Source organism: Jiangella aurantiaca (assembly GCF_004349105.1).
Classification (GTDB): Bacteria; Actinomycetota; Actinomycetes; order Jiangellales; family Jiangellaceae; genus Jiangella; species Jiangella aurantiaca.
Map to the genome: position 1 here is coordinate 1 of NZ_SMLB01000073.1, position 22,981 is coordinate 22,981.

A 22,981-nucleotide genomic window follows, 5' to 3' on the forward strand; every position below is an offset into this window, starting at 1 on the left:
GTCGCCACCCGCCCGGATGACACCTCACCCGCGTGAGGGCCGTAACGGGGACCCGCAGGCACGCCATCCGGCGTTCAGGCGGGTGAGGTCCCCGCGCCAAGGGTGACGACACGAGCTGATGCCCGCGATACCGGCAGATGCCCGCCCCAGTCGGCGAAAGCGGCTACCGGCGCCTGTCGGGTCCGTCAGCCGCGGGCGACGGTGTAGCCGACCAGCCGCGCGCCGCCGGGGTCGACCGCCGCCCAGTCGCCGTCGACCGAGAAGACCGCCACCGACGACGTCGGGAAGCCGGCGCGCATGCGCGCGGTGTCCTCGACCGCCGAGTCGCCGTCGTCCAACGCGTTGGCCAGCATGCCGATGCCGGGGTTGTGCGCGACGATCGCCGCCGACGTCGCCTCCGGCGGCAGCGCCCGGACGATCTCGAGCAGCTCGCCGGCCGACGCGTAGTAGACGTCGTCGGTGACGACCGGGTCGGGCGCGTCCGCCAGCTCGGCCGCCAGCAGCCGGTACGTCTCCTGCGTCCGCTCGGCGCTCGACACGACGGCCACCTGCACCGTCACGTCCTGTGAGCGCAGCCAGCGGCCGATCTCGGGTGCGTCGCGACGGCCCTGGCCGGCCAGTGTGCGGCCGTGGTCGTCGCGGTCGTCCGGGTGCTCGGCCTTGGCGTGCCGGATGAGCACGAGGGTCCTCGCCATCCACGCAAGCCTAGGGGCATTCTTCCTCTCCCATGTGGTGCTCGCCGCCGCCTGGGACCTGGCGGTCGGCCGTCGCTCTAGTACCTTGCAGCGAGATGGGGTCGTCCGCCGCTTGCCCGCGATGGCACCATGGCCACGATCGTCCCGATCTGGTAAGGATTCGCTGTGGAGATCACCGTGCCCGATGCCGATGCCAGCGTGCCCGCCGTCCCGCCGCCGCCCGCCGCTCCAGAGCCGACCCCTCCGGTCGCGAGCTCCCGGGCCGATCTGCGGCACCGGCTCAACACGGCCACGGCCGGGTTCGAGGGGCCGCTGGCCGCCATCGACATGGAGGCGTGGGACGTCAACGCGGCCGACCTCGTCCGGCGAGCGGCGGGCAAGCCGATCCGGGTCGCCAGCAAGTCGCTGCGCAGCCGGGCGCTGCTGCGCGATGTGCTCGGGCGCGACGGCTTCCACGGCGTACTGGCGCTGACATTGTCCGAGGCGCTGTGGCTCGTGGGCACCGAGCTCAGCTCCGACGTCGTCGTCGGTTACCCGACGGCCGACCGCCGCGGCCTGGCCCGGCTGGCCGGCGACGACGAGCTGGCCGCCGGCATCACGCTGATGGTCGACGACGTCGCGCAGCTGGACCTCGTCGACGCGGTGGCGCCGTCCGACGGGCGGGTCGAGATCCGGGTCTGCCTCGAGCTGGATCTGTCGTGGCGGCCGTTCGGCGGCCGGATGCGAGTGGGCGCGAAGCGGTCGCCGCTGCACACAGTCGACGACCTCGTCCGGCTGGCGCACGCGGTGCAGTCGCGGCCGGGATTCCGGCTGGTCGGCGTCATGGGTTACGAGTCGCAGATCGCCGGTGTCCAGGACGCCCCGCCCGGGCGGAGCTGGCGCGGCCGCATGGTGCGCTCCATGCAGAAGCGGTCGTGGGCGGAGCTGTCCGAGCGGCGCATCGCGGCCGTCGAAGCCGTCCGGAAGCTCGCCGACCTCGAGTTCGTCAACGGCGGCGGCAGCGGCTCGGTCGAGCGCACGGTGTCCGACGTGTCGATCACCGAGGTGACGGCCGGATCCGGGCTGCTGGCGCCGCGGCTGTTCGACGGCTACACCAGCTTCTCGCCGCGGCCGGCGGCATTCTTCGCGGTGCCCGTGGTGCGCCGGCCAGGCCCGGGCATCGTCACCGTCGCGGGCGGCGGCTACATCGCCAGCGGCGCGGCCGGCGACGACCGCCTGCCGGTGCCGTGGCTGCCCGAAGGCCTGACGCTGGACAAGGACGAGGGTGCCGGCGAGGCGCAGACCCCGCTGCTCGGCTCCCCCGCCGACGACCTCGCCATCGGCGACCGCGTCTGGTTCCGGCACGGCAAGGCCGGGGAGCTGGCCGAGCGGTTCGACCAGTACTACCTGGTGCGCGGCGAACGGCTGGTTGACACCATCGCCACCTACCGCGGGGACGGCAAGACGTTTCTCTAGGCCAAGGCCGACCGCGAATTCCCAGGCGGCGGCGAGTCGCGCAAGGGAAAGGAAATCAGAGGTCCGGTGACGTGCCCATCGTCACGTTCGACGCCCTGGCCGCCCGGGTCCGCGCCGCTCGGCCGCGCGCCGGCTGGACGACGGTGGTCGCCGTCGACGGACCCGCCGGCTCCGGCAAGACGACGCTGGCCGCGCGGCTCGCGTCGCGGCTCGGCGACGCGCCGGTCGTCCACATGGACGACCTCTACCCCGGCTGGGACGGGCTCGCGCAGGCCGCTGCCTCCGTCGCCTCGCAGGTGCTCGAGCCGCTGGGCGAGGGCCGGCCGGCGCGGTACCGGCGGTGGGACTGGCACCGCGACCGGTGGGCCGGCTGGGTCGACGTCCCGGCCGCACCGGTCCTCGTCGTCGAGGGCTGCGGCAGCGGCTCCACGCCCGGAGCGCCGTACCTCGCGCTGCTGCTGTGGGTCGAGGCGCCGCACGACGTGCGCATGGCCCGCGGGTTCGAGCGCGACGGCGACGCGTTCCGGCCCTACTGGGAGCGCTGGGCCCGCCAGGAGGCCGCCCTGTTCGCCGCCGAACGCACCCGCGAGCGCGCCGACCTGCGCATCGACACCGCGTCGCCGGTCCCGCACGACCCGTCGCGCGAGGTCGTCGCGGAAACCGGGCGCTGAGGACGAGCGGGTTGTCCGTTAGCGTGGTGCCGTGCGTGTCGTGGAGCTGACCATCTACCCCGTCAAGTCGACCAGGGGCTCATCGCGGGCGGAGGCCGAGGTCGAGCCGTGGGGGCTGGCCGACGACCGCCGCTGGATGGTCGTCGACGACGCCGGCTACGTCGTCACCGCGCGGGTCCGGCCGACACTGCTGGGGGTGACGGTGACGCCGCTGGGCCGCGGCCGCATCCGGCTGGAGGGCCCGCACGCCACCGCTCTCGAGGTCGACGGCACGGCGTCGCGCGAGTACGTCCCGGTGCAGATCTGGAAGAACACCCTCGACGCCGTCCGGGCCAGCGCCGCCGCCGACGCCTGGTTCGCCAAGCTGCTCGACGAGGACGTCCGCCTGGTCTGGCTCGACGACCCCACCCGGCGGCCGGTCAACCCCGCCTACGGCCTGCCCGCCGACCGCGTCTCGTTCGCCGACGCCTACCCGCTGCTGCTCACCACCACCGGGTCGCTGGTCCAGCTCAACGACTGGGTCGTCGAGGAGGCGCTGCTGCGCGGCGAGGAGCCGCCCGCCGAGCCGCTGCCGATGCGCCGGTTCCGCCCCAGCGTCGTCGTCGACAGCGCCGACCCGTTCACCGAGGACACCTGGTGCAAGCTGCGCATCGGCGACGTCCCGTTCCGCGCGGTCAAGCTGTGCGACCGCTGCGTGCTCACGACGATCGACCCCGACACCCAGGCGCGCGGCAAGGAGCCGCTGCGCACCCTGGCCCGGCACCGCCGCTGGGACGGCAAGGTGTGGTTCGGCATGAACCTCGTCCCCGACGGCACCGGCCGCATCGCCGTCGGCGACGACGTCGAGATCACCGCCGGCTAGGACGGATCAGGCAGCACCGCGAAGACGGCTTCCATGGCGGCCCGGTGCAGCGCGGCCGCATCGCCGTCGACGCCGTCCAGCACCAGGTAGGCCTGCCCCTGGTCGCCCAGCGCAGTGCCGCCCCTGGCATCGGCGGGCGCGTTCAGCAGCGGTTCGAAGTAGTCGCGGCTGCCCGGCCAGACGTCGCAGGCGAGCAGGTTGGCGCACAGGGCGCCGTAGATCGGACCGGTCGCCCAGACCGCGAGTTCCACCGTCCCGCCGCGGGCCGTGCGGTACGACGCGGTGACCACCTTCGGCTCCGGCGGGCCGACCATCCAGTTCGCCAGCAGGTCCGGATCGGGCTGGTCCAGCCGGACCCGCGTGAGCGGGCCGAGGACTCGCGTCAGTGCCGCCTCGACGTTCCCCCACGACGCCGTGACGGCGCCGAGGTCGAAGTCACTGCGCAGCTCCTGGACGTTGCCGCCTTGGGCGCCCAAGAGTCGCAGGCCCGAGTCGACGGCCACGCCCCAGGCCGCCTCGGCGATGCGGTCCGCCTCGTCGTCGCTCAGCACGGCGGCTGGGTCGACGCCGGGCTCGTCTCCGGCGGCGGTTTCCCAGGCCACCGTGATGGCCGCGGGAGCGCCGTCGACGACGAGGACGCGGTGCCGCGCATCCGGGGTACCGATGACCCGCCACCGGTTCTGCTCGTCCATGTTCTCGGAGCACGCGTCCCACACGGCCGTGCGGCTGAACGCCGCGACGGGTTCGGAACACGGACGGAAATGCATGGCGTTCTCGGCGCCGGGCTGCCACCAGACTTGCAGCGTGAACGGCACGCCGTCGCGCTCGCCGGAGAAGTGCAGGCGCTGCCGTCGAACGGCGGGAGCATCCGACGTCCGCCCGGTGTCGAGGGACATCGTCGCCGGCAGCGCGTCGCGGACGGCGGTGAGCATGGCCGCCGGCTCGACGCCGGCTGCGCCGTCGACGCCGGATTCACCGTGGGAGGACTCGAGCCGGCCGGGGTCGGCGGAGGCCGGTTGCTCGCCGGAGGTCAAAGATGTCCGCACGCTCAGCTCGGGTACGAACGGCGGGAGCTCGTCGTAGGGGACCGACGCCGAGTCGCCGGCCGAGACCTGGTCGTCGTCGGGGCCGACCAGTGCGGGCGCGACGAGGGCGCCGAGCCAGGCGACTGCCGCCACCGCGACCCCAGCGCTCCAGCGCTGGCGCCTCTGCCGGGCCCGCCGGGCACGACCGCGGGCGATGTCCTCGTCGGGGACGACGGGCCTGGCGGGTTCGCCGGCGAGGGCCTGTTCGAACAGGTCCTTCAGCGTGTCCGTCATCGCACCTCCTTGATCGCCGTGAGCTGGTCGCCGAGGACCTCGCGCAGCCGCTCCAGGCCGCGCGCCGTCTGGCTCTTGACGTTGCCGGTGCTGCAGTCGAGCAGCTCCGCGACCTGCTCGACCGAGAGGTCCTCCCAGAACCGCAGCACGAGCACCGCTCGCTGTCTTGGCGGCACACCCGCGAGGGCGGTCATCAGCCGCGTCCGCGTGTCCGGGTCGCCGGCGTCGGCCGGGTCGCCGCCGCCGACCCGGTCGGGGACGACGGCGACGGCCTGCTCACGCCGCCATGGGCGGCGGGTGCTGTCGACGTAGGCGTTGAGCATGGTCCGGCGGGCGTACGACGGGGCGTCCTCGCGGCTGCGGACCCGGCGCCAGCTGAGGTACAGCTTGGTCAGCGTCTCCTGGACGAGGTCCTCGGCGGCGTGCCAGTCGCCGGTGAGCAGGTAGGCGGTGCGCAGCAGGGCGCGGCGTCGTACCAGCACGAACTCCCGGTACGACGCCTCGTCGATCGCCATGCACCGCCTCCGCCCACCCGGCCGCCCCGCCTACTTCGTAGGACGGAATGGGACCCGCATCAGGTTGCATCGGCCGCGGCCGAGTCGCAAGCTCAGATGCGGCAGGCCAGGATCTCGGTGACGAGGATGGCGCGTGCGCCGACCGCCCACAGGTCGTCCATGACCCGCTGCGCCTCGGACCGCGGCACCATGGCCCGGACGGCGACCCAGCCCTCGCGGTGCAGCGGCGACACCGTCGGCGACTCCAGCCCGGGGGTGAGCGCGCTGGCCTCGTCGACCCGGTCGGCGCGGATGTCGTAATCCATCATCACGTAGCCGCGGGCGACCATGACGCCGTTGAGGCGGCGCAGCAGCAGGTCGATGGCCGGGGGGCGCTCGCCGTCGGTGCGAGCGATGAGCACCGCCTCGGAGTGCAGGATCGGCTCGCCGACGATCTCCAGGCCGGCCTGGCGCAGCGTCGTGCCGGTCTCGACGACGTCCGCGATGACGTCGGCGACGCCCAGCTGGACGGCGGTCTCGACGGCGCCGTCCAGCCGCACCACCGACGCGTCGACGCCGCGTTCGGCCAGGTAGTCGCGGAGCAGGCCGGCGTAGGACGTGGCAACGCGCAGGCCGCCGAAGTCGGCCACCTTCTCGGCGGTGCCGGGGCGCGCGGCGAAGCGGAACGTCGAGCCGCCGAAGCCGAGCGGCAGCAGCTCCTCGGCCGACGCGCCGGAGTCGAGCAGCAGGTCGCGCCCGGTGATGCCGGCGTCCACCGTGCCGGCGCCGACGTAAACGGCGATGTCGCGCGGGCGCAGGTAGAAGAATTCGACGTCGTTGTCGGGGTCGCGCAGCACCAGCTCGCGGCCGCCGTCGACGCGCTGCCGGTAGCCGGCCTCGCGCATCATCTCCGCGGCGGGACCCGAGAGCGAGCCCTTGTTGGGCACGGCGATGCGAAGAGTCATCTCAGAGCCTTTCGTAGACGTCGGCGAGGCTGACGCCGCGGGCGAGCATGAGCACCTGCACGTGGTAGAGCAGCTGGGAGATCTCCTCCGCCGCCCGCTCGGTGCTCTCGTGCTCGGCCGCCATCCATGCCTCGGCGGCCTCTTCCACGACCTTCTTGCCGACGTGATGGACCCCATGGCGGACCGCCTCGACGGTGCCGGAGCCGGCCTCGCCGGACTCGACCTTCGCGGACAGCTCGACCCAGAGGTCATCGAAACTCTTCACGTCGCACAAGGGTACGGATACCGCGCCCCTCGACGGCGGGGCGGTTCACGGGCCGGACACGCCGGCCCGCGACCGCCTGGGTCTACGCGTAGCAGTTGCGCAGTGCGACGACGGTGGCCAGCGCGGCCTGGGTCGCCTCGTACCCCTTGTCCTCCTTGGACCCCGGCAGCCCGGCGCGAGCCAGCGCCTGCTGCTCGTCGTCGCAGGTCAGGACGCCGAAGCCGACCGGGACGCCGGTGTCGACGGCGACCCGGGTCAGCCCGTCGGTGGCCGCCTGGCAGACGTAGTCGAAGTGCGGCGTCTCGCCCCTGACGACGACGCCGAGAGCGACGACCGCCTCGTAGTTCGCCCGGGCCAGACGCGCCGCGGCGACCGGCAGCTCGAACGAGCCGGGAACCCGCAGGATCAGCGGGTCGTGCACCCCGGCCTCCTCCAGCGCCCGCTGCGCCCCGGCGATCAGGCCGTCCATGACCTGCTGATGCCACAGCGACGCGACGACCGCGACCCGGAGGTCGCCCACCTTGCCCACCTGCAGCTCGGGCGCGCCCTGACCACTCATCGTCCGGTGTCCTCTCGTTCCGCGGGGTCCTCAGAGCCTGGCAGATCGCGCAGATCGTGCCCCATGCGGTCCCGCTTCGTCGTCAGGTACCGCAGGTTCTCGGGGTTGACGGCGACCGGCAGCTCGACCCGTTCGGCGAGCTTCAGACCGTATCCCTCGACGCCGGTCAGCTTCGCAGGGTTGTTCGTCATCAGCGCGATGGTGCGCACGCCGAGGTCGGCGAGGATCTGCGCGCCGGTGCCGTAGTCGCGGGCGTCGGCGGGCAGCCCCAGCTCGACGTTGGCGTCGACGGTGTCCAGCCCGCCGTCCTGCAGCTCGTACGCCTGCAGCTTGTGCGCGAGGCCGATGCCGCGGCCCTCGTGCCCGCGCAGGTAGACGACGACGCCGCGGCCGGCGCCGGCGACCAGGTCCAGCGCGGCGCGCAGTTGCGGGCCGCAGTCGCAGCGCAGCGAGCCGAACGCGTCGCCCGTCAGGCACTCGGAGTGCAGCCGCACCAGGACGGCGTCGTCGCCGACCTCGTCGGCGCTCACGTCGCCCATGACCAGCGCGACGTGCTCGCTGCCGTCGAGGATGTCGCGGTAGGCGTGCGCCGTGAACGTGCCGTGCACCGTCGGCAGCCGGGTCGTCGCGACCTTCTCGATCTGGCGCTCGGTGCGCCGGCGGTACCGGATGAGGTCGGCGATCGAGATCATCGCCAGCCCGTGCTCGTCGGCGAACTCGCGCAGTGCCGGCGCCCGCATCATGGAGCCGTCGTCGTGGACGATCTCGCAGAGCACGCCCGTGGGCGACAGGCCGGCGAGCCGGGCGAGGTCGACCGCGGCCTCGGTGTGCCCCGGGCGTCGCAGCACGCCGCCCTCCCTGGCCCGGAGCGGGAACACGTGCCCGGGCCGGCTGAGCTCGTACGGCTCGGTCGCGGAGTCAGCCAGCACGCGCGCCGTGTGGGCGCGTTCGGCGGCCGAGATGCCGGTGGTGATGCCGTGGCGCGCGTCGACGGAGACCGCGAACGCGGTGCCCTTGCGGTCCTCGTTCACCTGCGTCATCGGCGGTAGGTCCAGCCGGTCCAGCTCGCTGCCGAGCATCGGGACGCAGATGACGCCCGACGTGTGCCGGATGGTGAACCCCATCAGCTCCGGCGTGGCCTTCGAGGCGGCGAAGATCAGGTCGCCCTCGTTCTCCCGGTCCTCGTCGTCGACGACGACCACGGCCTTGCCGGCCGCGATGTCGGCGATCGCCCGTTCGACGGTGTCCAGCTGGACGGTCATGCTCCCACCCCTGTCGTGTTCTCGCCTGTGGTGCTATCGCCCGTCGTCAGGAGCCGCTCCACGTACTTCGCGACCACGTCGACCTCCAGGTTCACCCCGTCGCCGGGCTGCCGGCGGCCGAGCGTGGTCAGCTCCAGCGTGGTCGGGATGAGGCTCACCTCGAACCAGCCCGCGCCGAGCCCGGACACCGTCAGCGACACCCCATCGACGGCGATCGATCCCTTCTCCGCGACGTAGCGCAGCAGGGCCGCGGGCGCCGCGATCCGCACGACCTCCCAGCGGCTGCCCGGCGTGCGGGAGACCACCGTGCCGACGCCGTCGACGTGGCCCTGGACGATGTGCCCGCCCAGGCGGTCGGACGCCCTGACCGCGCGCTCGAGGTTGACCGCGTCGCCGATCGTCAGCTTCGCCAGCGTGCTGCGGTCGAACGTCTCGCGCATGACGTCGACGGTGAACGTGTCGCCGTCGACTGCTGTGACGGTCAGGCAGACGCCGTCGACGGCGATCGAGGCGCCGTGCACGGCGTCTTCGGCGACCTTCGGGCCGCGGACGGTGAGCCGCCCGTCGTCGGCGTCGCCTTCGATCGCGACCAGTTCGCCCAGTTCTTCGACGATCCCGGTGAACATTGCCTCACGCCTTCCTGTGTTCTCGCGGGGTTGCGGTGATGCGCAGATCGGCGCCGACCATCCGGACGTCGGTGACGTCGAGCCGGATCGCGGCGTCGATGGTGTTCACGCCGGCGTCGGCCAGCGCGGCCGGACCTGCGCCGAGCAGCGCGGGCGCGACGTAGCCGACGACCCGGTCGATCAGACCGGCTCGCCAGAACGCCCCGGCCAGCGTCGGCCCGCCCTCGAGCAGGGCGTACCGCCGGCCGCGCTCGTAGAGCTGGTTCAGGAGCTTCGTCAGATCGACCCGGCCGTCGGGCGTCGCGCCGACCTCCTCGGCGGTCGCGATCCAGGTCGGAGCCTGATCGTCACGCACCCGCGCAGTCGCCGGCGTCGCGCCGGCGCTGTCGACGACAACGCGCAGCGGCTGGTCCACGGTCCGGTCGCCAGTCGCAGCCTCGACGCCCGTCAACCCGCCCACGCCCGCTGGGACGCCGTCCAGCCGGGCGGTGAGCTGCGGATCGTCCGCGCGCACGGTCCCGGACCCGACGATGACGGTGTCGACCGCCGCCCGCAGCCGGTGCACGTCGGCGCGGGCCTCCTTGCCGGTGATCCAGCGGCTCGTGCCGTCGCCGGCCGCGCTGCGCCCGTCGAGCGTCGCGGCGAACTTCCAGACGACGAACGGCCGGTGCGTACGGAACGGGATGAGCCAGCGGGCGTTGGCGCTGGCCGCCTCGTCCGCGAGCACGCCCAGCTCGACGTCGACGCCGTGCGCGCGCAGGGTGGCCGCTCCCCCGGACGCGACCGGATTCGGATCGGCGACGGAGACCACCACCCGGGCGACCCCGGCCGCGATCAACGCCTGAGTGCAGGGCCCGGTGCGTCCGGTGTGGTCGCACGGCTCCAGCGTGACGACGGCCGTGCCGCCACGGGCACGCTCTCCGGCCTGGTTGAGCGCGTTGACCTCGGCGTGCGGTCGGCCGGGACGTTCGTGCCAGCCCTCGCCTACCGTCGCGCCTGTCGCGTCGAGGATGACGCAGCCGACGTCCGGGTTGGGCGGTGTGGTGGAGGCGCCGTTCCGGGACAGCTCGATGGCGCGGCGCATCGCCGCCAGCTCCGCTGGACTCGCCACCGGCCCCTCCTCGCCTCGTCGGGCGAGCTCCGGGGCGGGCGCGGGTGCGCCACCTACGGCCGGCTCGGCGATACGGACGCGCGCAAATGGCGCGACCAACCGAGACGGCCGCGCGTGCTGCCTCCCATCCGGACTTTCACCGTCGGTCCCGGAGTTCCACCGGGTCAACCGTCCGTCGCCCGCTGTGCGGACGCCGGCCGGGTCGCGGACTGTCACCGCCGGTTCGGACTTTCACCGACCCCGGAGCACGCGTCGTGTCTCTAGAATCGTAACCGCCGTCGTGCCGAACGCATTCCCCGACCACGCTCTGCGTTCCTTCTCACATGCGAACCACCTCACCATCCGCAGGTCCCTCGTCGAGCCGACAGCCTCCTCACCAAGCCCAAGGACCCCTCGCCGCGCTCAGACCACCTCCTCGTTGCCGGCCGCATGCGACGCCGAGGCCGACCAGGGAGCGGCAAAGGCCGGCACGTCGAGCGTGATGCGCCAGGGGTGATCGGTGCTGAACGTCGAGGAGGTGGCCGGCGTCCGCTCCACGTACACGGCGGTCGACTCGTCGCGGCGCAGCTCGGTGACCACGAGGCCAGGTGGATCGCCCCGCGGGATCACGGTCCAGTACGCGGGCACACCGGCCCGTGCGTACAGCGCGCGCTTGGTCATGATGTCGCGCAGCACCGAACTCGGCGACACCACTTCGACGACGAGCGCCAGCGCCTCGACCGGGATCGGCGTCGTCTCGGCCAGCGACACGTGCGCGACGACGATGTCGGGCCGCACCTCGTCGTACTCGCCGATGCGCACCGGCTGGCCGCGATCGACCACGAGCGGACTCCCCCGGTTCGCGATCTCGAAAGTGTTCGCCAGCCACTGACAGACCGCGGTCTCGGCGGCGACCGGCGGGGGCGAAAGGACGATGCAGCCCTCGATGAGCTCGAAGCGGGACCCGCCGTTGGCCAGGGCGTGCAGATCGGACGTGCGGAAGCCGCGCGATCCGAGATCGCGGTGCGGCAGTTGGGCAGCGTTCACGAGGACTCCTAGGGTGTTGACGCCTGGCGGCGGTGCACGGACGATCCGCGATCCACATCACGCTAAGCAGGTCGAACGCCCGCTGTCGCCTCGAAGCGCTAGCCCGGCGGTTGCCCGTTTCCGGGCAAGATTGCCCGTTCCAAACCAGCGGCTCCGGGCAAGTTCCAGGGCTAACCGCCCACCCTTCTCGGCGCCGACCGAACGCCCAACACGACCAGCGTTTCCTGTGAGTCCAGCGGCCCCGAGCGGCCGACCACCGGCCGAACCACGCGACCGCGCATGGCCGGGCGCCGGACTCACAGAGTTCTCCCAGAAGCTCTCCGGAACCGCCCGGATCGGCCGATCACGATCGCCTCATGACGACGATCGAGATACGTGGGCTGACCAAACGCTACGGACCCGACACCGTGGTGGACGACGTGTCGTTCAGCGTCGAGCCCGGTCAGGTGACCGGGTTCCTCGGGCCGAACGGCGCCGGAAAGTCCACCACGATGAAGATGATCACGGGGTTGGCGACGCCGACGCAGGGAACGGTGAGGATCGGCGGCCGCCACTACCGCGACCTGCCGGTCCCGCTGACCACCGTCGGCGCGCTGCTCGACGCCGGAGCCGTCCACGGCGGCCGGACCGCCCGCGACCACCTCCTCGCTCTCGCCGTGAGCAACGGGCTGCCGCGCCGCCGGGTCGGCGAGGTGCTCGCGCGGACCGGGCTCGAGGGTGTGGCCGGCAAGCGGGCCGGCGGGTTCTCGCTGGGCATGCGGCAGCGGCTCGGCATCGCGGCGACCCTGCTCGGTGACCCGCAGGCGCTGATCTTCGACGAGCCGGTGAACGGGCTCGATCCCGAGGGCATCAGGTGGATCCGCGACCTCATGCGCTCGCTCGCCCGCGAGGGCCGGTCGGTACTGGTCTCCAGCCACCTGATGAGCGAGATGGCGCAGAGCGCCGACCACCTGGTCGTCATCGGCCGGGGCCGGCTCATCGCCGACACCGGCATGAGCGAGTTCCTGCGCGCCAACGGCGAGGGCACCGTCCTCGTCCGCACGCGGGAGCCGGGCGCGTTCGCGGTGCGGCTGACCGCCGCCGGGGCCGCCGTCCGGGAAGGGCTCGAGTCGTCCCTCGTCATTTCCGGCATGAGCAGCGACGACATCGGCGCGCTCGCCGCCTTCCACGGCGTCGCCCTGAGCGAGCTCACCCCGCAGCGAGCCTCGCTCGAGGACGCCTTCATGCAGCTGACCAGGGACAGTGTCGAGTACGAGGGTAGGGCCGCATGAGCACGGTCGCCACTGCGCCCACGGTGACATTCGCGGACACCCTGCGCGCGGAGTGGGTCAAGTTCCGCAGCCTGCGCTCCACCTGGTCCACGCTGGCCTGCCTCTTCCTGGTCGGGCTCGGCATCACGGCCCTCGCGATGAGCTCGGCCGGGACCGACTACGCGAACGCGACCGCCGCGGAGCGGGCCGCCTGGGACCCGACCAACCTCAGCCTGACGACGTACATCGTCGCCCAGCTGATCATCGGCGTCCTGGGCATCCTCATCGTCACGTCCGAGTACGCCACCGGACTCATGCAGACGTCGCTGATGGCGACGCCGCGCCGGCACCGGCTGCTGGCCGCGAAGGTGGTCGTGGCCGCCGCCGTCGCCGTCGCGGCCGGTCAGGTGCTGATGCTCACGTCGTTCCTGCTCGGACAGGCGGTGCTGAGCGCGCAGGACGTGCCCTCCGCGACGCTCCGTGATCCCGGCGTGCTCTCCGCGATCGGCGGCGGCGGGCTCTACCTGACGGCGATCGCCCTGCTCGCGGCCGGACTCGGCACGATCATCCGGGCGACGGCGGGAGCGCTGGCCACGCTCGTGAGCATCGTCTTCCTGGTGCCCGCGCTCGCGGGGCTGTTCCCGTCGTGGCTGCAGGGCCTGGTCGACGTGTGGCCGACCCAAGGCGCGGCCGCGGTGTTCGCGACCGTGCCGGATCCCGACTATCCGCACCCCTGGCTGAACCTGGGCGGCATGTGCCTGGGCGTGGCCGCGGTGCTGGTCGCGGCGTTCGTCGTGTTCAGCCGCCGCGACGTGTGAGGCGGATCGCTGTGCTGCGACGGGACGTGGGCGCGGGTCTGGTCGCGGCCGCGGCGGCCCTCCTCGCGATGGCGGGCGTCGCCGCAGCCGGCCTGGTCCTGCTCGACGCCGGCCAGGCAGGCGACCTGGGCGCGCTGATGGCGGCCGTCGTCGCCCTGGCCGCGGGCGGCCCGGCGACGCTCACCGCGACCCCGCCGGGCGACGTCCCGATCTCCTTGCAGGCCGGCGTCGAGGTGATGCCACTGGGCGTCACGGTGGTGGGCGCGGCGGTGCTGGGAGTGCTGCTGCTCCGCCGTGGCCGCGACGGATTGGGCGTCCGCGGCGCGGTCGCGACTGTCGTGGTGGCGGCCGGGCTGCTGGCAGTGGCGCAGCTGGCCAGCGGGACCGCGAAGGTCCGGCTACCCAACGACGCGCCGGCGACAGCCAGTGCGCCGGCGATGGGCGGAGCGGTGACAGGCGGGGCGGACGGCTGTCCGGACGCGGGCGGCGTGCTGTTAGGCGGCGACGGGTCGCTCGACGCGCTGGATGTCCGGTTCTCGGTGGCCGGTGGGCCGGTGGCGGTGGCCGGGGCGACCGGCGCGCTGGCCGTGCTCGCGGTGTGCTGGCTGGTGCTGCGGTTCGGGGGCACGACTCGACGGCCGCGAATCGTCGCGTGGTGGGCGGTCGCCGGGATCGCGCTGATCGGACTGATCGCGGCCGCGGCGTCGGGCGGCGCCGCGGTAGCCGGAGGGGTGTTGCTCGTGCTACCGGTCGCGGTGGCCGGCGCCCTGCCGGTCGGGCTCGGCGTGCCGTTGACGGTGCGGGCTGACGGCGTGCTGGCCTGCGCGCTGGACGGCGCCGAGCCGATCGCCCCGACCGGCGCGTTGATGGGGGTGTCCGGAGCGGCGCTGCTCGTCCTGGGCATCATCGTGCCCGCCCGTCTGACCGGAGGAGATCCCGGCGACGGGCGGCCCGCCATGCGGCGCGCGTTGCCGCGTACGGCGGGCGTCGTCATGCGGCTGGGCCTGGTCGTGGGCGCGGGGCTGGCCGGCCTCGCACTGCTCGGCCGGGTGGACGTCGACCTGGGGGCGTTCGGCGGGACGGTGCCGCTCCTCGACGCGCGTCTGGGAGCCGACCCGCTGCTCGCCCTAGGCACGGGCCTCGCCGCCGGAGCAGCCGCGGGCCTCGCCGGGATCATGATCGTCCAGGTGTTCCGGCGCCTGGCTTCCGTATCCTGGCGACCGTGGAAGGACCGGGCGCGGCCATGACGTCCCAGCGGCTGCTCGTGGTCGACGACGAGGCGACTGTCCGCGAACTGCTCTCGGCGGCGCTGCGGTTCGCCGGGTTCGGGGTGTCGTCCGCCGCCACCGGCACGGAGGCCGTCGAAACAGCGCAGGAAGAACCGCCGGACCTGGTGCTGCTCGACGTGATGCTGCCGGACATGGACGGCTTCGAGGTGGTCCGCCGGCTCCGCGCATTGCCCGGCCGGCGCCACGGGCCGGTGCCGGTGCTGTTCCTGACCGCCCGCGACCGCCAGGCCGACAAGGTCACCGGCCTCTCGCTCGGTGCCGACGACTACGTGACGAAACCCTTCGACCTGGAAGAACTCATAGCGCGCATCCGCGCGATCCTCCGCCGCACCACTGGCCACCCCGCCGACCTCCTGAAAACCGGGCCGCTCACGCTCGACCCGGCGGGGCATCAGGTGACGCGGGACGGCCTGCCGGTGCGCGTCTCCCCCACCGAGTTCCGGCTGCTGCGCTACCTGATGGAGAACGCCGGCCAGGTGGTGTCGAAGGCGCAGATCCTCGACCGGGTGTGGCGCTACGACTTCGGCGGCGACGCCAGCATCGTCGACACCTACATCTCCTATCTGCGGCGCAAGGTCGACGCGGGAGAACCGAAGCTCATCCAGACGGTGCACGGCGTCGGCTACGTGTTGCGGGAGCCGCGGCCGTGAGGCGGCTCTCGCTGCGGTCCCGGCTGCTGCTGCTCACGTCGGGGCTGTTGCTGGCGGGTCTGACGCTGATCAGCGCGGCCGTCGCCGGGCATCTGGAGCGCTACCAGCTCGACCGGGTCGACGACCAGCTGCGCTCGCTCTCCGCCATCCTCACCGGCGTCGCGGCCAGCGGACCGCCCGACCCCGTCGACGCCACGGGCCGGCCGGAGCTGCTCGACGCCGCGCTCGACCTCATCGGCGCTCCGTACCTGGTGTATCTGGACGCGGACGGGACGGTGGCCGGCGGCCTGCGCACGTCCGGGCTGGACAGCGGCGAGCTCCCGGCCGCCGGCGACCTGACCGGCCTGCCCGCCGACGGGACGCCGGTCAGCCTGCCCTCCGCCGACGGCGACGGACGCTGGCGGGCGGTCGCCATGCCGGCCACAGGCTGGGAGGGGACGGTGATCGCGGCGGCCCCGCTGGACGAGACCGACGCCACGATCGACCGGCTCCGGATCACGAGCATCGTCAGCGGCGCCGTGCTGCTGGTCCTGCTGACGGCGATCGGCTGGCTCGCGCTCGGGCGAGGGCTGCGGCCGCTGCGCCGGATCGAGCACACCGCGGCCGCGATCGCCGGCGGCGACCTCACCCAGCGGGTCCCCGGCCTCGCCGCGTCCAGCACCGAGATCGGGCACCTCGCGGAGTCCCTCAACACCATGCTCAGCCAGCTGGAGCGCGCCTTCGCCGACCGCGCGGCCGCCGAGGCGCGCATGCGCACATTCCTGTCCGACGTCAGCCACGAGCTGCGCACGCCGCTGGTCGGCATCAAGGGCTCGGCCGAGCTGTACCGGATGGGCGCGCTGCCCGAGCGGGCCGACGTCGACGCGGCGATGCTGCGGATCGACCGGGAGGCCACCCGGCTGACGGCGCTGACGGAGGACCTGCTGCTGCTCGCCCGGCTGGACGAGGCGCCCGAGGGGCAACTCGACCGCGCCCCGATGGATCTGCGCACGCTCGCCGGCGACGCCCGGCACGACCTTCGCACCCTCGATCCGTCCCGCCCGGTCGAGCTCACCGGGCCGGACGGCACCGGCGCACCCGGTCCGGCCCCGGTCGACGCCGACGAGGACCGGCTACGGCAGGTCGTCGCGAACCTCGTCGGCAACGCCGTCGCCCACACCCCGCCGGGCAGTCCGGTCCGCATCGGCGTCGGCACCATCGGCGGCCGGGCCGTGCTCGACGTCGTCGACGAGGGCCCGGGCATGACGGCGGATCAGGCGGACCGCGTCTTCGACCGGTTCTACCGGGCCAACCGCTCCCGCGACCGGTCCGGCGGCGCGAGCGCGGGGTTGGGGCTGGCGATCGCCCGCTCGCTGGCCCGGGCACACGGCGGCGACGTCGAACTGCGCACACGGCTCGGCCAGGGCGCCCGGTTCCGGCTCACGCTCCCCGCCTGGACCCGGGCCTGAGCCGAGCCGACACGGCCCATGTTGATCTTGGAGTAAACGGGGGATCTAACGGACAAACAGGGCCGCATCTCCCCGCTTACTCCAAGATCAACAGCTGGGCGCGCGCCCCATGGCGTCGTCCGCTCCGGCCCGCGCCGGGCTCAGTGGCCGCGCGCCGCTTTCGCCGCCAGTTCGCGCAGGTCGCAGACGGCGGCAGCCGCGTCCTCGGCGCCGTAGACGGCCGACCCGGCGACGAACACGTCGGCACCGGCGTCGGCACAGCGCTCGATCGTCTCGGCCGACACGCCGCCGTCGACCTGGATCCAGATGTCCAGGCCGGACCGCGACACCAGCTCGCGCGCCCGGCGGATCTTCGGCAGGCACACGTCGAGGAACGCTTGGCCGCCGAAGCCGGGTTCGACCGTCATGACCAGCAGCATGTCGATCTCGGGCAGCAGGTCGGCCCACGGCTCGATCGGCGTGGCGGGACGCAGCCCGACGCCGGCGCGGGCGCCGAGCCGGCGCAGCTCGCGGGCCAGCCGGACCGGCGCGGCGGCCGCCTCGGCGTGGAACGTGACGTTGTGCGCTCCGGCCTCGGCGTACCCGGGCGCCCACCGGTCGGGGTCGTCGATCATCAGATGGCAGTCGACGAGCCGGTCGGTGCGGGCCAGGATCGCCTCGACGACGGGCAGCCCGAGCGTCAGGTTGGGGACGAAGTGGTTGTCCATGACGTCGACGTGCACGAGGTCGGCGTCGCCGAGGCGGGCGATCTCGGACTCGAGATTGGCGAAGTCGGACGACAGGATGCTCGGCGCGATCTGAATCCCCACGGTCGCCCAGGCTACCCGTGCGAGCCGGCGGCCACCGTCGACCGATGATGCCGGAGCACGACCAGCGCCTGGACGGCGGCGGCCACGACCACCAGCGCCCCGACGACGCTGGTGACCTCGACGGCACGGGTGAAGGCGTCCTCGGCGGCCGCCACCAGCGCGGACGCCACCGGCGACGGCAGCGACCCGGCCACGTCCACCGCGCCGCCCAGGGTCTCGCGCGCCTGCGCCAGCGTCGCGCCGTCGACCCCGCTCACCACGCCGAGCGACGACCCGTACACCGCGGTCAGCAGGCTGCCCAGCACCGCGGTGCCCAAGCCGCCGCCGACCTCGTACGCCGTCTCCGACACCGCCGCGGCGGCACCGGCCCGGGCCGGGTCGACGGTGGCCATGATGACGTTGTTGGTGATCGTCTGCACCAGCCCGACACCGCCGCCGACCAGCACAAAGGCCACCATCACCAGCCCGGGGCCGAACCCGCGGCCGGCCAGCACCATCAGCGCGAAGCCGGCCGCCACCACCAGCAGCGCGCCGAACAGCAGCCACGGCATCGGCAGCCGGCGCATCAGCGGCACGGCGACGATCCCGGTGACGATCGCCAGCGCCAGGCCGGGCACCAGCACCAGGCCGGACCGCAGCGGCTCCATGCCCAGCACGATTTGCAGGTACTGAGTCATGAAGAACAGCGCGCCGATCATCGCGAACGTCGTCAGCAGGTTCGTCACGACGGAGGCCCGGAATGCCGGCCGCGCGAACAGCCCGAGGTCCAGCAGCGGCGTCTCCAGCCGCCGCTGCCGCCGGACGAACGCCACGCCGACCAGCACCCCCGCCACCAGAGCAGCGCCGTACCCGAACGACAGCCCGTCCGCGGCCAGCCCCTTGATCCCGTACACCGCCAGCAGCATCGCCACCAGCGACAACCCGGCGCTGGGCAGGTCGTACGGCCCGGGCGCGGGATCCTTCGACTCCGGCACCAGGAGTGGAGCGAAGATCAGCAACAGCGCCAGCACCGGCAGTGCGACCAGGAAGACCGAGCCCCACCAGAAGTGCTCGAGCAGCCAGCCGCCGATGATCGGCCCCAGCGCGGCGCCGGCGGAGAACATCGTCGCCCAGATCGCGATCGCCAGCGTCCGCTGCCGTACGTCGTGGAAGATGTTGCGGATGAGCGAGAGCGTCGACGGCATCAACGTCGCCCCGGCCACGCCGAGCAGCGCCCGCGCCACGATCAGCATCTCCGGCGACGTCGAGTACGCCGCCAGTGCGGACGCCACGCCGAACGCCGTCGCGCCGGTCAGCAGCAGCTTGCGCCGGCCGATCCGGTCCCCCAGCGTGCCGGCCGTCACCAGCAGCCCGGCGATCATGAAGCCGTACACGTCGACGATCCACAGCAGTTCGGTGCCGGTGGGCGCGAGGTCCTCGCTCAGGTGGGGCACGGCGAAGCTCAGCACCGTCATGTCGATGGAGATGAGCAGCACCGGCAGCAGCAGGACGACGAGGGCGCCCCATTCGCGCGGTCCCGCCAGCACCCGCTCCCGCTCGGTCATCGCCATCGCGCATCCCTCCGAGGTAAGCTAAACCGTCCAGACGGTACAGTAACACCGTCAGAATCGAGGTTTCTTCCCCGTGCCACGCCCCTCTTCCCGCGACCGCATCCTCGACGCGCTCGAGCGCATCCTCGTCGACACGGGCCTGCACGCGGTGACGCTGGAGTCCGTCGCCGAGAAGGCCGGCGTCTCCAAGGGCGGCCTGCTCTACCACTTCCCGTCCAAGGAGGCGCTGATCACCGGCCTGGCCCGGCGGCTGGCCGAGGGCGTCGAGGAGGAGTTCGAGCAGGCGCTGGCCTCCGACGACGTGGTCGACTTCTTCCTGCGCACGTCGGTACCGACGTCGCAGGACGGCCCCGTCTACTGGTCGCTGCTGGCGGCGCTGCGCTCCAGCGACATCGCCAGCGACGAGGCCCGTGAGCTGGTCATCTACTGCTTCGTACGGTGGGCGGAGATCCTCCGCGAGCACGTGAAGGACCCGGTGACGGCGGAGATCGTCCGGCTGGTCGGCGACGGGCTGTACCTCAGCGCGCTGGCCGGGCTGCCGATGCCGGACCCCGCCCTGCTGGACGAGGTCCGGCACCGCCTCACCCGCGAAGCGGGCGCGAAGACCGCCTAGGAGACGACCGCCGGCTCGACGTCGACCGGCAGCTGCGTCTCCTGCTGTCGGCTCACGGCCGCCGCGACCAGCCCGGCGAACAGCGGGTGCGGACGGGTGGGCCGCGACTTCAGCTCCGGGTGCGCCTGGGTGGCGACGAAGAACGGATGGACGTCGCGGGGCAGCTCGACGAACTCGACCAGCGTGCCGTCGGGCGACGTGCCCGACACCACCAGCCCGGCCTTGACCAGGCGGTCGCGGTGCTCGTTGTTCACCTCGTACCGGTGCCGGTGCCGCTCGGTGACGCGGTTCGCGCCGTACAGCTCGCGGGTCAGCGTCCCCTCGCCCAGTACCGCCGGGTACGAGCCCAGCCGCATGGTGCCGCCCAGGTCGCCCTCGCCGGCGACGATGCCCTTCTGGTCCTCCATGGTCGCGATGACCGGCTCCGGGGTGTCGGGGTCGAACTCCGCGGAGCTGGCCTGCATCAGGCCGGCCTCGGACCGGGCGTACTCGATGACCATGCACTGCAGGCCCAGGCACAGCCCGAGCGTCGGGATCTGGTGCTCGCGGGCGTAGCCGATGGCGCCGATCTTGCCCTCGATGCCGCGGATGCCGAACCCGCCCGGGATGACGACGCCGTCGACGTCGCTCAGCCGGGCCGCCGCGCCCTCGGGCGTCTCGCACTCGTCGGACGGGACCCAGCGGATGTGCACCTTGGCGTCGTTGGCGAACCCGCCGGCCCGCAGCGCCTCGGTGACGGACAGGTACGCGTCGGGGAGGTCGACGTACTTGCCGACGAGCGCGACGGTGACGTCGTGGCGCGGGCGGTGCACGCGGCGCAGCAGCTCGTCCCACGCCGTCCAGTCGACGTCGCGGAAGGACAGCCCGAGCCGCTTGACGACGTAGGCGTCGAGACCCTCGGTGTGCAGCACCTTCGGGATGTCGTAGATGGACGGCGCGTCGACGGCTGCCACGACGGCCTCGGCGTCGACGTCGCACATCAGCGAGATCTTCTTCTTCACGCCGGGCGGGATGGGCCGGTCGGACCGGCACACAATGGCGTCGGGCGTGATGCCGACCTGGCGCAGCGCGGCGACGGAGTGCTGCGTCGGCTTCGTCTTCAGCTCGCCCGACGGCGCGAGGTACGGCACCAGCGAGACGTGCAGGAAGAAGCAGCGCTCGCGGCCGACGTCGTGGCGGACCTGCCGTGCGGCCTCGAGGAACGGCAGCGACTCGATGTCGCCGACGGTGCCGCCGATCTCGTGGATGACGACGTCGAACTCGCCGTCGCCGATGGCGAGCATGCGGTCCTTGATCTCGTTGGTGATGTGCGGGATGACCTGGACGGTGTCGCCCAGGTACTCGCCGCGCCGTTCCTTCGCGATGACGTCGGAGTACACCTGACCCGTGGTGACGTTGGCCGACTTGTTGAGGTCGCGGTCGAGGAAGCGCTCGTAGTGGCCGACGTCGAGGTCGGTCTCGGCGCCGTCCTCGGTGACGAACACCTCGCCGTGCTGGAACGGGTTCATCGTCCCGGGGTCGACGTTGAGGTAGGGGTCGAGCTTCTGCATGGTGACCCGCAGGCCGCGCGCGGTGAGCAGGCTCCCCAACGAGGAGGCGGTGAGCCCCTTGCCGAGGGAGGAGGCGACTCCTCCGGTCACGAACACATGGGTAGTCGGCTGCAAGGCCAAGAGGGGCTCCCGTGGTCAATCCGTCAGCTGGCGGCTCGGCGACGAAGCGCTGAACCTTTGTTCCACGGACCTCCAGCCTAACAGTCTCTCGACCCTGTCCGGGCCGACTCGCCGCAGCCGTTGTACGCCGTCACAGAACGTCATGAGATCTTTCCCCGATCAGGGTGGCTTGCCGATCTTGATCCGGTACGTTTGGCTTCGGCCACTTTCCCCCGTGGTGGCCACCGCCCCCGCCGGACTCGCGGCTGGCGGGGGCGGGCCAAGCATGCGTCAACGCCCGGCGAGGTCCCGGCACAGGTCGGCGACCAGCCGGGCGTTGTCGTCTTCGTCGGGCCAGGTGGCGGCCTGGCGCCGGCCGCGCTCGCCGAGCTCGGCCCGGCGGTCCGGGTCGTCGAGCAGGGCGCTGACGGCGTTGGCCACGCCCACGGCGTCGCCTCCAGGTACCACCTGCGCGCCGTCGCCCACCAGCTCGGGGACGCCGCCGGCCGCCGTCGTCACCACCGGCACGCCCACCTGCATGGCCTCCTGGATGACGAGTGGGCGGCCCTCCCACACGGACGTGAGCACGTAGACGTCCGCGGCGCCCAGCAGGTCCGGGACGTCCGACCGGTGGCCGAGCAGCCGCACCGGCAGGTCGTCGGCCGCGATGGCCCGGCTCAGCTCGTCCTCCAGCGGCCCGCCGCCGGCGACGACGACCAGCGGCGACGGGGTGCGCTCACGCCACCGCCGCGCGGCCGCCAGCAGCACGTCCAGGCCCTTCTGCTCGGCCAGCCGGCTGACCGCCAGCAGCAGCGGCCGGTCCACCGCTCCGAGCTCGGCCCGGACGGCGTCGGCGTCGCGCTTCGCGGGCTGGACGCGCGGTGCCGCCACCGGGGCCAGCCGGACGTCCGGCGCGCCGAGCTCGCGGGCCCGGGCCACCAGGTCGGACGAGACGCCGAGCGTCACGTCCGCCCGGCGCGCCGCCAGCCGTTCCAGCGCGCCGATCAGCACCCGCTTCGGTCCCGTCGCGAGGACGGCGTTGTGCCAGGTGGCCAGCAGCGGCACCCGGCCGGGACGGCGCCGCCCAAGGGCCAGCCCGGACAACGCGGCCGCGCGGAACCCGTGCGCGTGCACGACGTCGGTGCCGCGGAACGCCCGGCGCAGGCCTCGCACCGCGGCGAGGTCGGCCGGCGGGTTCGGCGCGCTGCCGATCCGGACCGGCGCGAACCTGGCGCCGGCGCCGGTGAAGTCGAACCGCTCCTGGGTCTCGGGCGGTCCGGCCACGCCGACCTCGATGCCGAGCCCGCCCAGTCGCTCCACCAGCGACCGCACGTGCGCTCCGACGCCCCCCGCCGTCATGCCGACGACGATCGTCAGCCTCATCTCCACTCCCATCCATGTCCCAGTCCCCGTGATCATCAAGGATCGACCACACCAGGACGGGGTCGATCCTTGATGATCATGGGCGCAGCGTCTTGAGGACCGGCCACGCCAGCGCCGCAGCGACCACCGTCACCGCCACCGCCACCAGCAGCCCGGCGAGCACCAGCTCGACCGCCCCACCCGGGCCGAACGCCGACGCCACCGCCCAGCCG

Annotated in this window: 23 protein-coding genes and 1 riboswitch; of the genes, 9 read left to right on the top strand and 14 right to left on the bottom strand. The window is 73.2% G+C overall.

Annotated features, from left to right (window positions below; translation table 11 throughout):
* Window positions 1-185 precede the first annotated feature (185 nt).
* The gene (locus tag E1262_RS28790; RefSeq protein WP_132107780.1) at window positions 186-695 is read right to left on the bottom strand and encodes a SixA phosphatase family protein; all 510 of its coding nucleotides are present in this window, start codon (window positions 693-695) and stop codon (window positions 186-188) included.
* Window positions 696-893: 198 nt separating this feature from the next.
* On the opposite strand from E1262_RS28790, the gene E1262_RS28795 reads away from it, so the two are divergent.
* From E1262_RS28795 to E1262_RS28805, 3 genes are all read left to right on the top strand, one after another.
* Window positions 894-2,150, top strand: coding sequence for an amino acid deaminase/aldolase (locus E1262_RS28795; protein ID WP_420810570.1), 1,257 nt, complete (start codon window positions 894-896; stop codon window positions 2,148-2,150).
* Window positions 2,151-2,221: 71 nt separating this feature from the next.
* Window positions 2,222-2,821 (top strand): uridine kinase family protein, encoded by a 600-nt coding sequence (locus tag E1262_RS28800; RefSeq protein WP_132107781.1) that lies wholly within the window; start codon window positions 2,222-2,224, stop codon window positions 2,819-2,821.
* A 31-nt stretch (window positions 2,822-2,852) separates the two neighbouring features.
* Window positions 2,853-3,683: an MOSC domain-containing protein gene (locus tag E1262_RS28805; RefSeq protein ID WP_132107782.1), complete on the top strand. Its 831-nt coding sequence runs from the start codon at window positions 2,853-2,855 to the stop codon at window positions 3,681-3,683.
* Here the strand turns inward: E1262_RS28805 and E1262_RS28810 are convergent.
* The 9 genes from E1262_RS28810 to E1262_RS28850 all read right to left on the bottom strand — a co-directional run bounded on the left by E1262_RS28810 (window position 3,680) and on the right by E1262_RS28850 (window position 11,310).
* Window positions 3,680-5,002, bottom strand: coding sequence for a hypothetical protein (locus E1262_RS28810; protein WP_132107783.1), 1,323 nt, complete (start codon window positions 5,000-5,002; stop codon window positions 3,680-3,682). The two genes, E1262_RS28805 and E1262_RS28810, sit on opposite strands and share 4 nt — an antisense overlap.
* A complete protein-coding gene (locus E1262_RS28815) occupies window positions 4,999-5,517 on the bottom strand; it encodes a SigE family RNA polymerase sigma factor (RefSeq protein ID WP_132107784.1) in 519 nt (172 codons plus the stop codon). The genes E1262_RS28810 and E1262_RS28815 overlap by 4 nt, the downstream gene beginning before the upstream one ends.
* Window positions 5,518-5,609: 92 nt before the next feature.
* Entirely contained in the window at window positions 5,610-6,461 is an 852-nt protein-coding gene (gene hisG / locus E1262_RS28820) for an ATP phosphoribosyltransferase (RefSeq protein WP_132107785.1), read from the bottom strand.
* Between the two features lies 1 nt (window position 6,462).
* Window positions 6,463-6,726: a phosphoribosyl-ATP diphosphatase gene (locus E1262_RS28825; RefSeq protein WP_132107786.1), complete on the bottom strand. Its 264-nt coding sequence runs from the start codon at window positions 6,724-6,726 to the stop codon at window positions 6,463-6,465.
* An 82-nt stretch (window positions 6,727-6,808) separates the two neighbouring features.
* Window positions 6,809-7,285 (bottom strand): 6,7-dimethyl-8-ribityllumazine synthase, encoded by a 477-nt coding sequence (ribH, locus tag E1262_RS28830; protein ID WP_132107787.1) that lies wholly within the window; start codon window positions 7,283-7,285, stop codon window positions 6,809-6,811.
* On the bottom strand, window positions 7,282-8,547 hold the full coding sequence (locus E1262_RS28835) for a bifunctional 3,4-dihydroxy-2-butanone-4-phosphate synthase/GTP cyclohydrolase II (protein WP_132107788.1): 1,266 nt from the start codon (window positions 8,545-8,547) through the stop codon (window positions 7,282-7,284). Before E1262_RS28835 ends, ribH begins: the two co-directional genes overlap by 4 nt.
* A complete protein-coding gene (locus E1262_RS28840) occupies window positions 8,544-9,173 on the bottom strand; it encodes a riboflavin synthase (RefSeq protein WP_132107789.1) in 630 nt (209 codons plus the stop codon). The genes E1262_RS28835 and E1262_RS28840 overlap by 4 nt, the downstream gene beginning before the upstream one ends.
* Window positions 9,174-9,177: 4 nt before the next feature.
* A complete protein-coding gene (gene ribD / locus E1262_RS28845; RefSeq protein ID WP_420810571.1) occupies window positions 9,178-10,257 on the bottom strand; it encodes a bifunctional diaminohydroxyphosphoribosylaminopyrimidine deaminase/5-amino-6-(5-phosphoribosylamino)uracil reductase RibD in 1,080 nt (359 codons plus the stop codon).
* 137 nt (window positions 10,258-10,394) lie between these two features.
* Window positions 10,395-10,537: riboswitch (FMN riboswitch) on the bottom strand.
* Between the two features lie 149 nt (window positions 10,538-10,686).
* Window positions 10,687-11,310 (bottom strand): Uma2 family endonuclease, encoded by a 624-nt coding sequence (locus E1262_RS28850; protein WP_162606136.1) that lies wholly within the window; start codon window positions 11,308-11,310, stop codon window positions 10,687-10,689.
* 356 nt (window positions 11,311-11,666) lie between these two features.
* On the opposite strand from E1262_RS28850, the gene E1262_RS28855 reads away from it, so the two are divergent.
* Genes E1262_RS28855 through E1262_RS28875 form a run of 5 tightly spaced genes read left to right on the top strand, consistent with a single transcriptional unit; the run spans window position 11,667 to window position 16,765 of the window.
* Window positions 11,667-12,581: an ABC transporter ATP-binding protein gene (locus E1262_RS28855; protein WP_132107792.1), complete on the top strand. Its 915-nt coding sequence runs from the start codon at window positions 11,667-11,669 to the stop codon at window positions 12,579-12,581.
* The gene (locus tag E1262_RS28860; RefSeq protein WP_132107793.1) at window positions 12,578-13,378 is read left to right on the top strand and encodes an ABC transporter permease; all 801 of its coding nucleotides are present in this window, start codon (window positions 12,578-12,580) and stop codon (window positions 13,376-13,378) included. Before E1262_RS28855 ends, E1262_RS28860 begins: the two co-directional genes overlap by 4 nt.
* A gap of 11 nt (window positions 13,379-13,389) precedes the next feature.
* Window positions 13,390-14,625, top strand: coding sequence for a hypothetical protein (locus E1262_RS28865; protein WP_203454653.1), 1,236 nt, complete (start codon window positions 13,390-13,392; stop codon window positions 14,623-14,625).
* Window positions 14,622-15,317 (top strand): response regulator transcription factor, encoded by a 696-nt coding sequence (locus E1262_RS28870; RefSeq protein WP_132107799.1) that lies wholly within the window; start codon window positions 14,622-14,624, stop codon window positions 15,315-15,317. The genes E1262_RS28865 and E1262_RS28870 overlap by 4 nt, the downstream gene beginning before the upstream one ends.
* On the top strand, window positions 15,314-16,765 hold the full coding sequence (locus E1262_RS28875) for a HAMP domain-containing sensor histidine kinase (protein ID WP_132107794.1): 1,452 nt from the start codon (window positions 15,314-15,316) through the stop codon (window positions 16,763-16,765). The genes E1262_RS28870 and E1262_RS28875 overlap by 4 nt, the downstream gene beginning before the upstream one ends.
* A 140-nt stretch (window positions 16,766-16,905) precedes the next feature.
* On the opposite strand, the gene rpe is transcribed toward E1262_RS28875, so the two are convergent.
* Window positions 16,906-17,574, bottom strand: a complete 669-nt coding sequence (rpe, locus tag E1262_RS31150; RefSeq protein ID WP_203454655.1) for a ribulose-phosphate 3-epimerase — start codon at window positions 17,572-17,574, stop codon at window positions 16,906-16,908.
* A gap of 11 nt (window positions 17,575-17,585) precedes the next feature.
* On the bottom strand, window positions 17,586-19,124 hold the full coding sequence (locus E1262_RS31155; RefSeq protein ID WP_238993094.1) for an MFS transporter: 1,539 nt from the start codon (window positions 19,122-19,124) through the stop codon (window positions 17,586-17,588).
* Window positions 19,125-19,197: 73 nt separating this feature from the next.
* On the opposite strand from E1262_RS31155, the gene E1262_RS28885 reads away from it, so the two are divergent.
* Window positions 19,198-19,737 (top strand): TetR/AcrR family transcriptional regulator, encoded by a 540-nt coding sequence (locus tag E1262_RS28885; protein WP_132107795.1) that lies wholly within the window; start codon window positions 19,198-19,200, stop codon window positions 19,735-19,737.
* Here the strand turns inward: E1262_RS28885 and E1262_RS28890 are convergent.
* Window positions 19,734-21,407: a CTP synthase gene (locus E1262_RS28890; protein WP_203454665.1), complete on the bottom strand. Its 1,674-nt coding sequence runs from the start codon at window positions 21,405-21,407 to the stop codon at window positions 19,734-19,736. The two genes, E1262_RS28885 and E1262_RS28890, sit on opposite strands and share 4 nt — an antisense overlap.
* 270 nt (window positions 21,408-21,677) lie before the next feature.
* Entirely contained in the window at window positions 21,678-22,769 is a 1,092-nt protein-coding gene (locus E1262_RS28895) for a glycosyltransferase (protein ID WP_203454667.1), read from the bottom strand.
* Between the last annotated feature and the right edge of the window lie 212 nt (window positions 22,770-22,981).

What these genes read in the sequence shown, in the direction of transcription:
- E1262_RS28790 (WP_132107780.1), bottom strand. Translation starts at nt 695, where the DNA reads ATGGCGAGGACCCTCGTGCTCATCCGGCACGCCAAGGCCGAGCACCCG.
- E1262_RS28810 (WP_132107783.1), bottom strand. Translation starts at nt 5,002, where the DNA reads ATGACGGACACGCTGAAGGACCTGTTCGAACAGGCCCTCGCCGGCGAA.
- E1262_RS28815 (WP_132107784.1), bottom strand. Translation starts at nt 5,517, where the DNA reads ATGGCGATCGACGAGGCGTCGTACCGGGAGTTCGTGCTGGTACGACGC.
- hisG (WP_132107785.1), bottom strand. Translation starts at nt 6,461, where the DNA reads ATGACTCTTCGCATCGCCGTGCCCAACAAGGGCTCGCTCTCGGGTCCC.
- ribH (WP_132107787.1), bottom strand. Translation starts at nt 7,285, where the DNA reads ATGAGTGGTCAGGGCGCGCCCGAGCTGCAGGTGGGCAAGGTGGGCGAC.
- E1262_RS28835 (WP_132107788.1), bottom strand. Translation starts at nt 8,547, where the DNA reads ATGACCGTCCAGCTGGACACCGTCGAACGGGCGATCGCCGACATCGCG.
- E1262_RS28840 (WP_132107789.1), bottom strand. Translation starts at nt 9,173, where the DNA reads ATGTTCACCGGGATCGTCGAAGAACTGGGCGAACTGGTCGCGATCGAA.
- ribD (WP_420810571.1), bottom strand. Translation starts at nt 10,257, where the DNA reads ATGCGCCGCGCCATCGAGCTGTCCCGGAACGGCGCCTCCACCACACCG.
- E1262_RS28855 (WP_132107792.1), top strand. Translation starts at nt 11,667, where the DNA reads ATGACGACGATCGAGATACGTGGGCTGACCAAACGCTACGGACCCGAC.
- E1262_RS28860 (WP_132107793.1), top strand. Translation starts at nt 12,578, where the DNA reads ATGAGCACGGTCGCCACTGCGCCCACGGTGACATTCGCGGACACCCTG.
- E1262_RS28870 (WP_132107799.1), top strand. Translation starts at nt 14,622, where the DNA reads ATGACGTCCCAGCGGCTGCTCGTGGTCGACGACGAGGCGACTGTCCGC.
- E1262_RS31155 (WP_238993094.1), bottom strand. Translation starts at nt 19,124, where the DNA reads ATGGCGATGACCGAGCGGGAGCGGGTGCTGGCGGGACCGCGCGAATGG.
- E1262_RS28895 (WP_203454667.1), bottom strand. Translation starts at nt 22,769, where the DNA reads ATGAGGCTGACGATCGTCGTCGGCATGACGGCGGGGGGCGTCGGAGCG.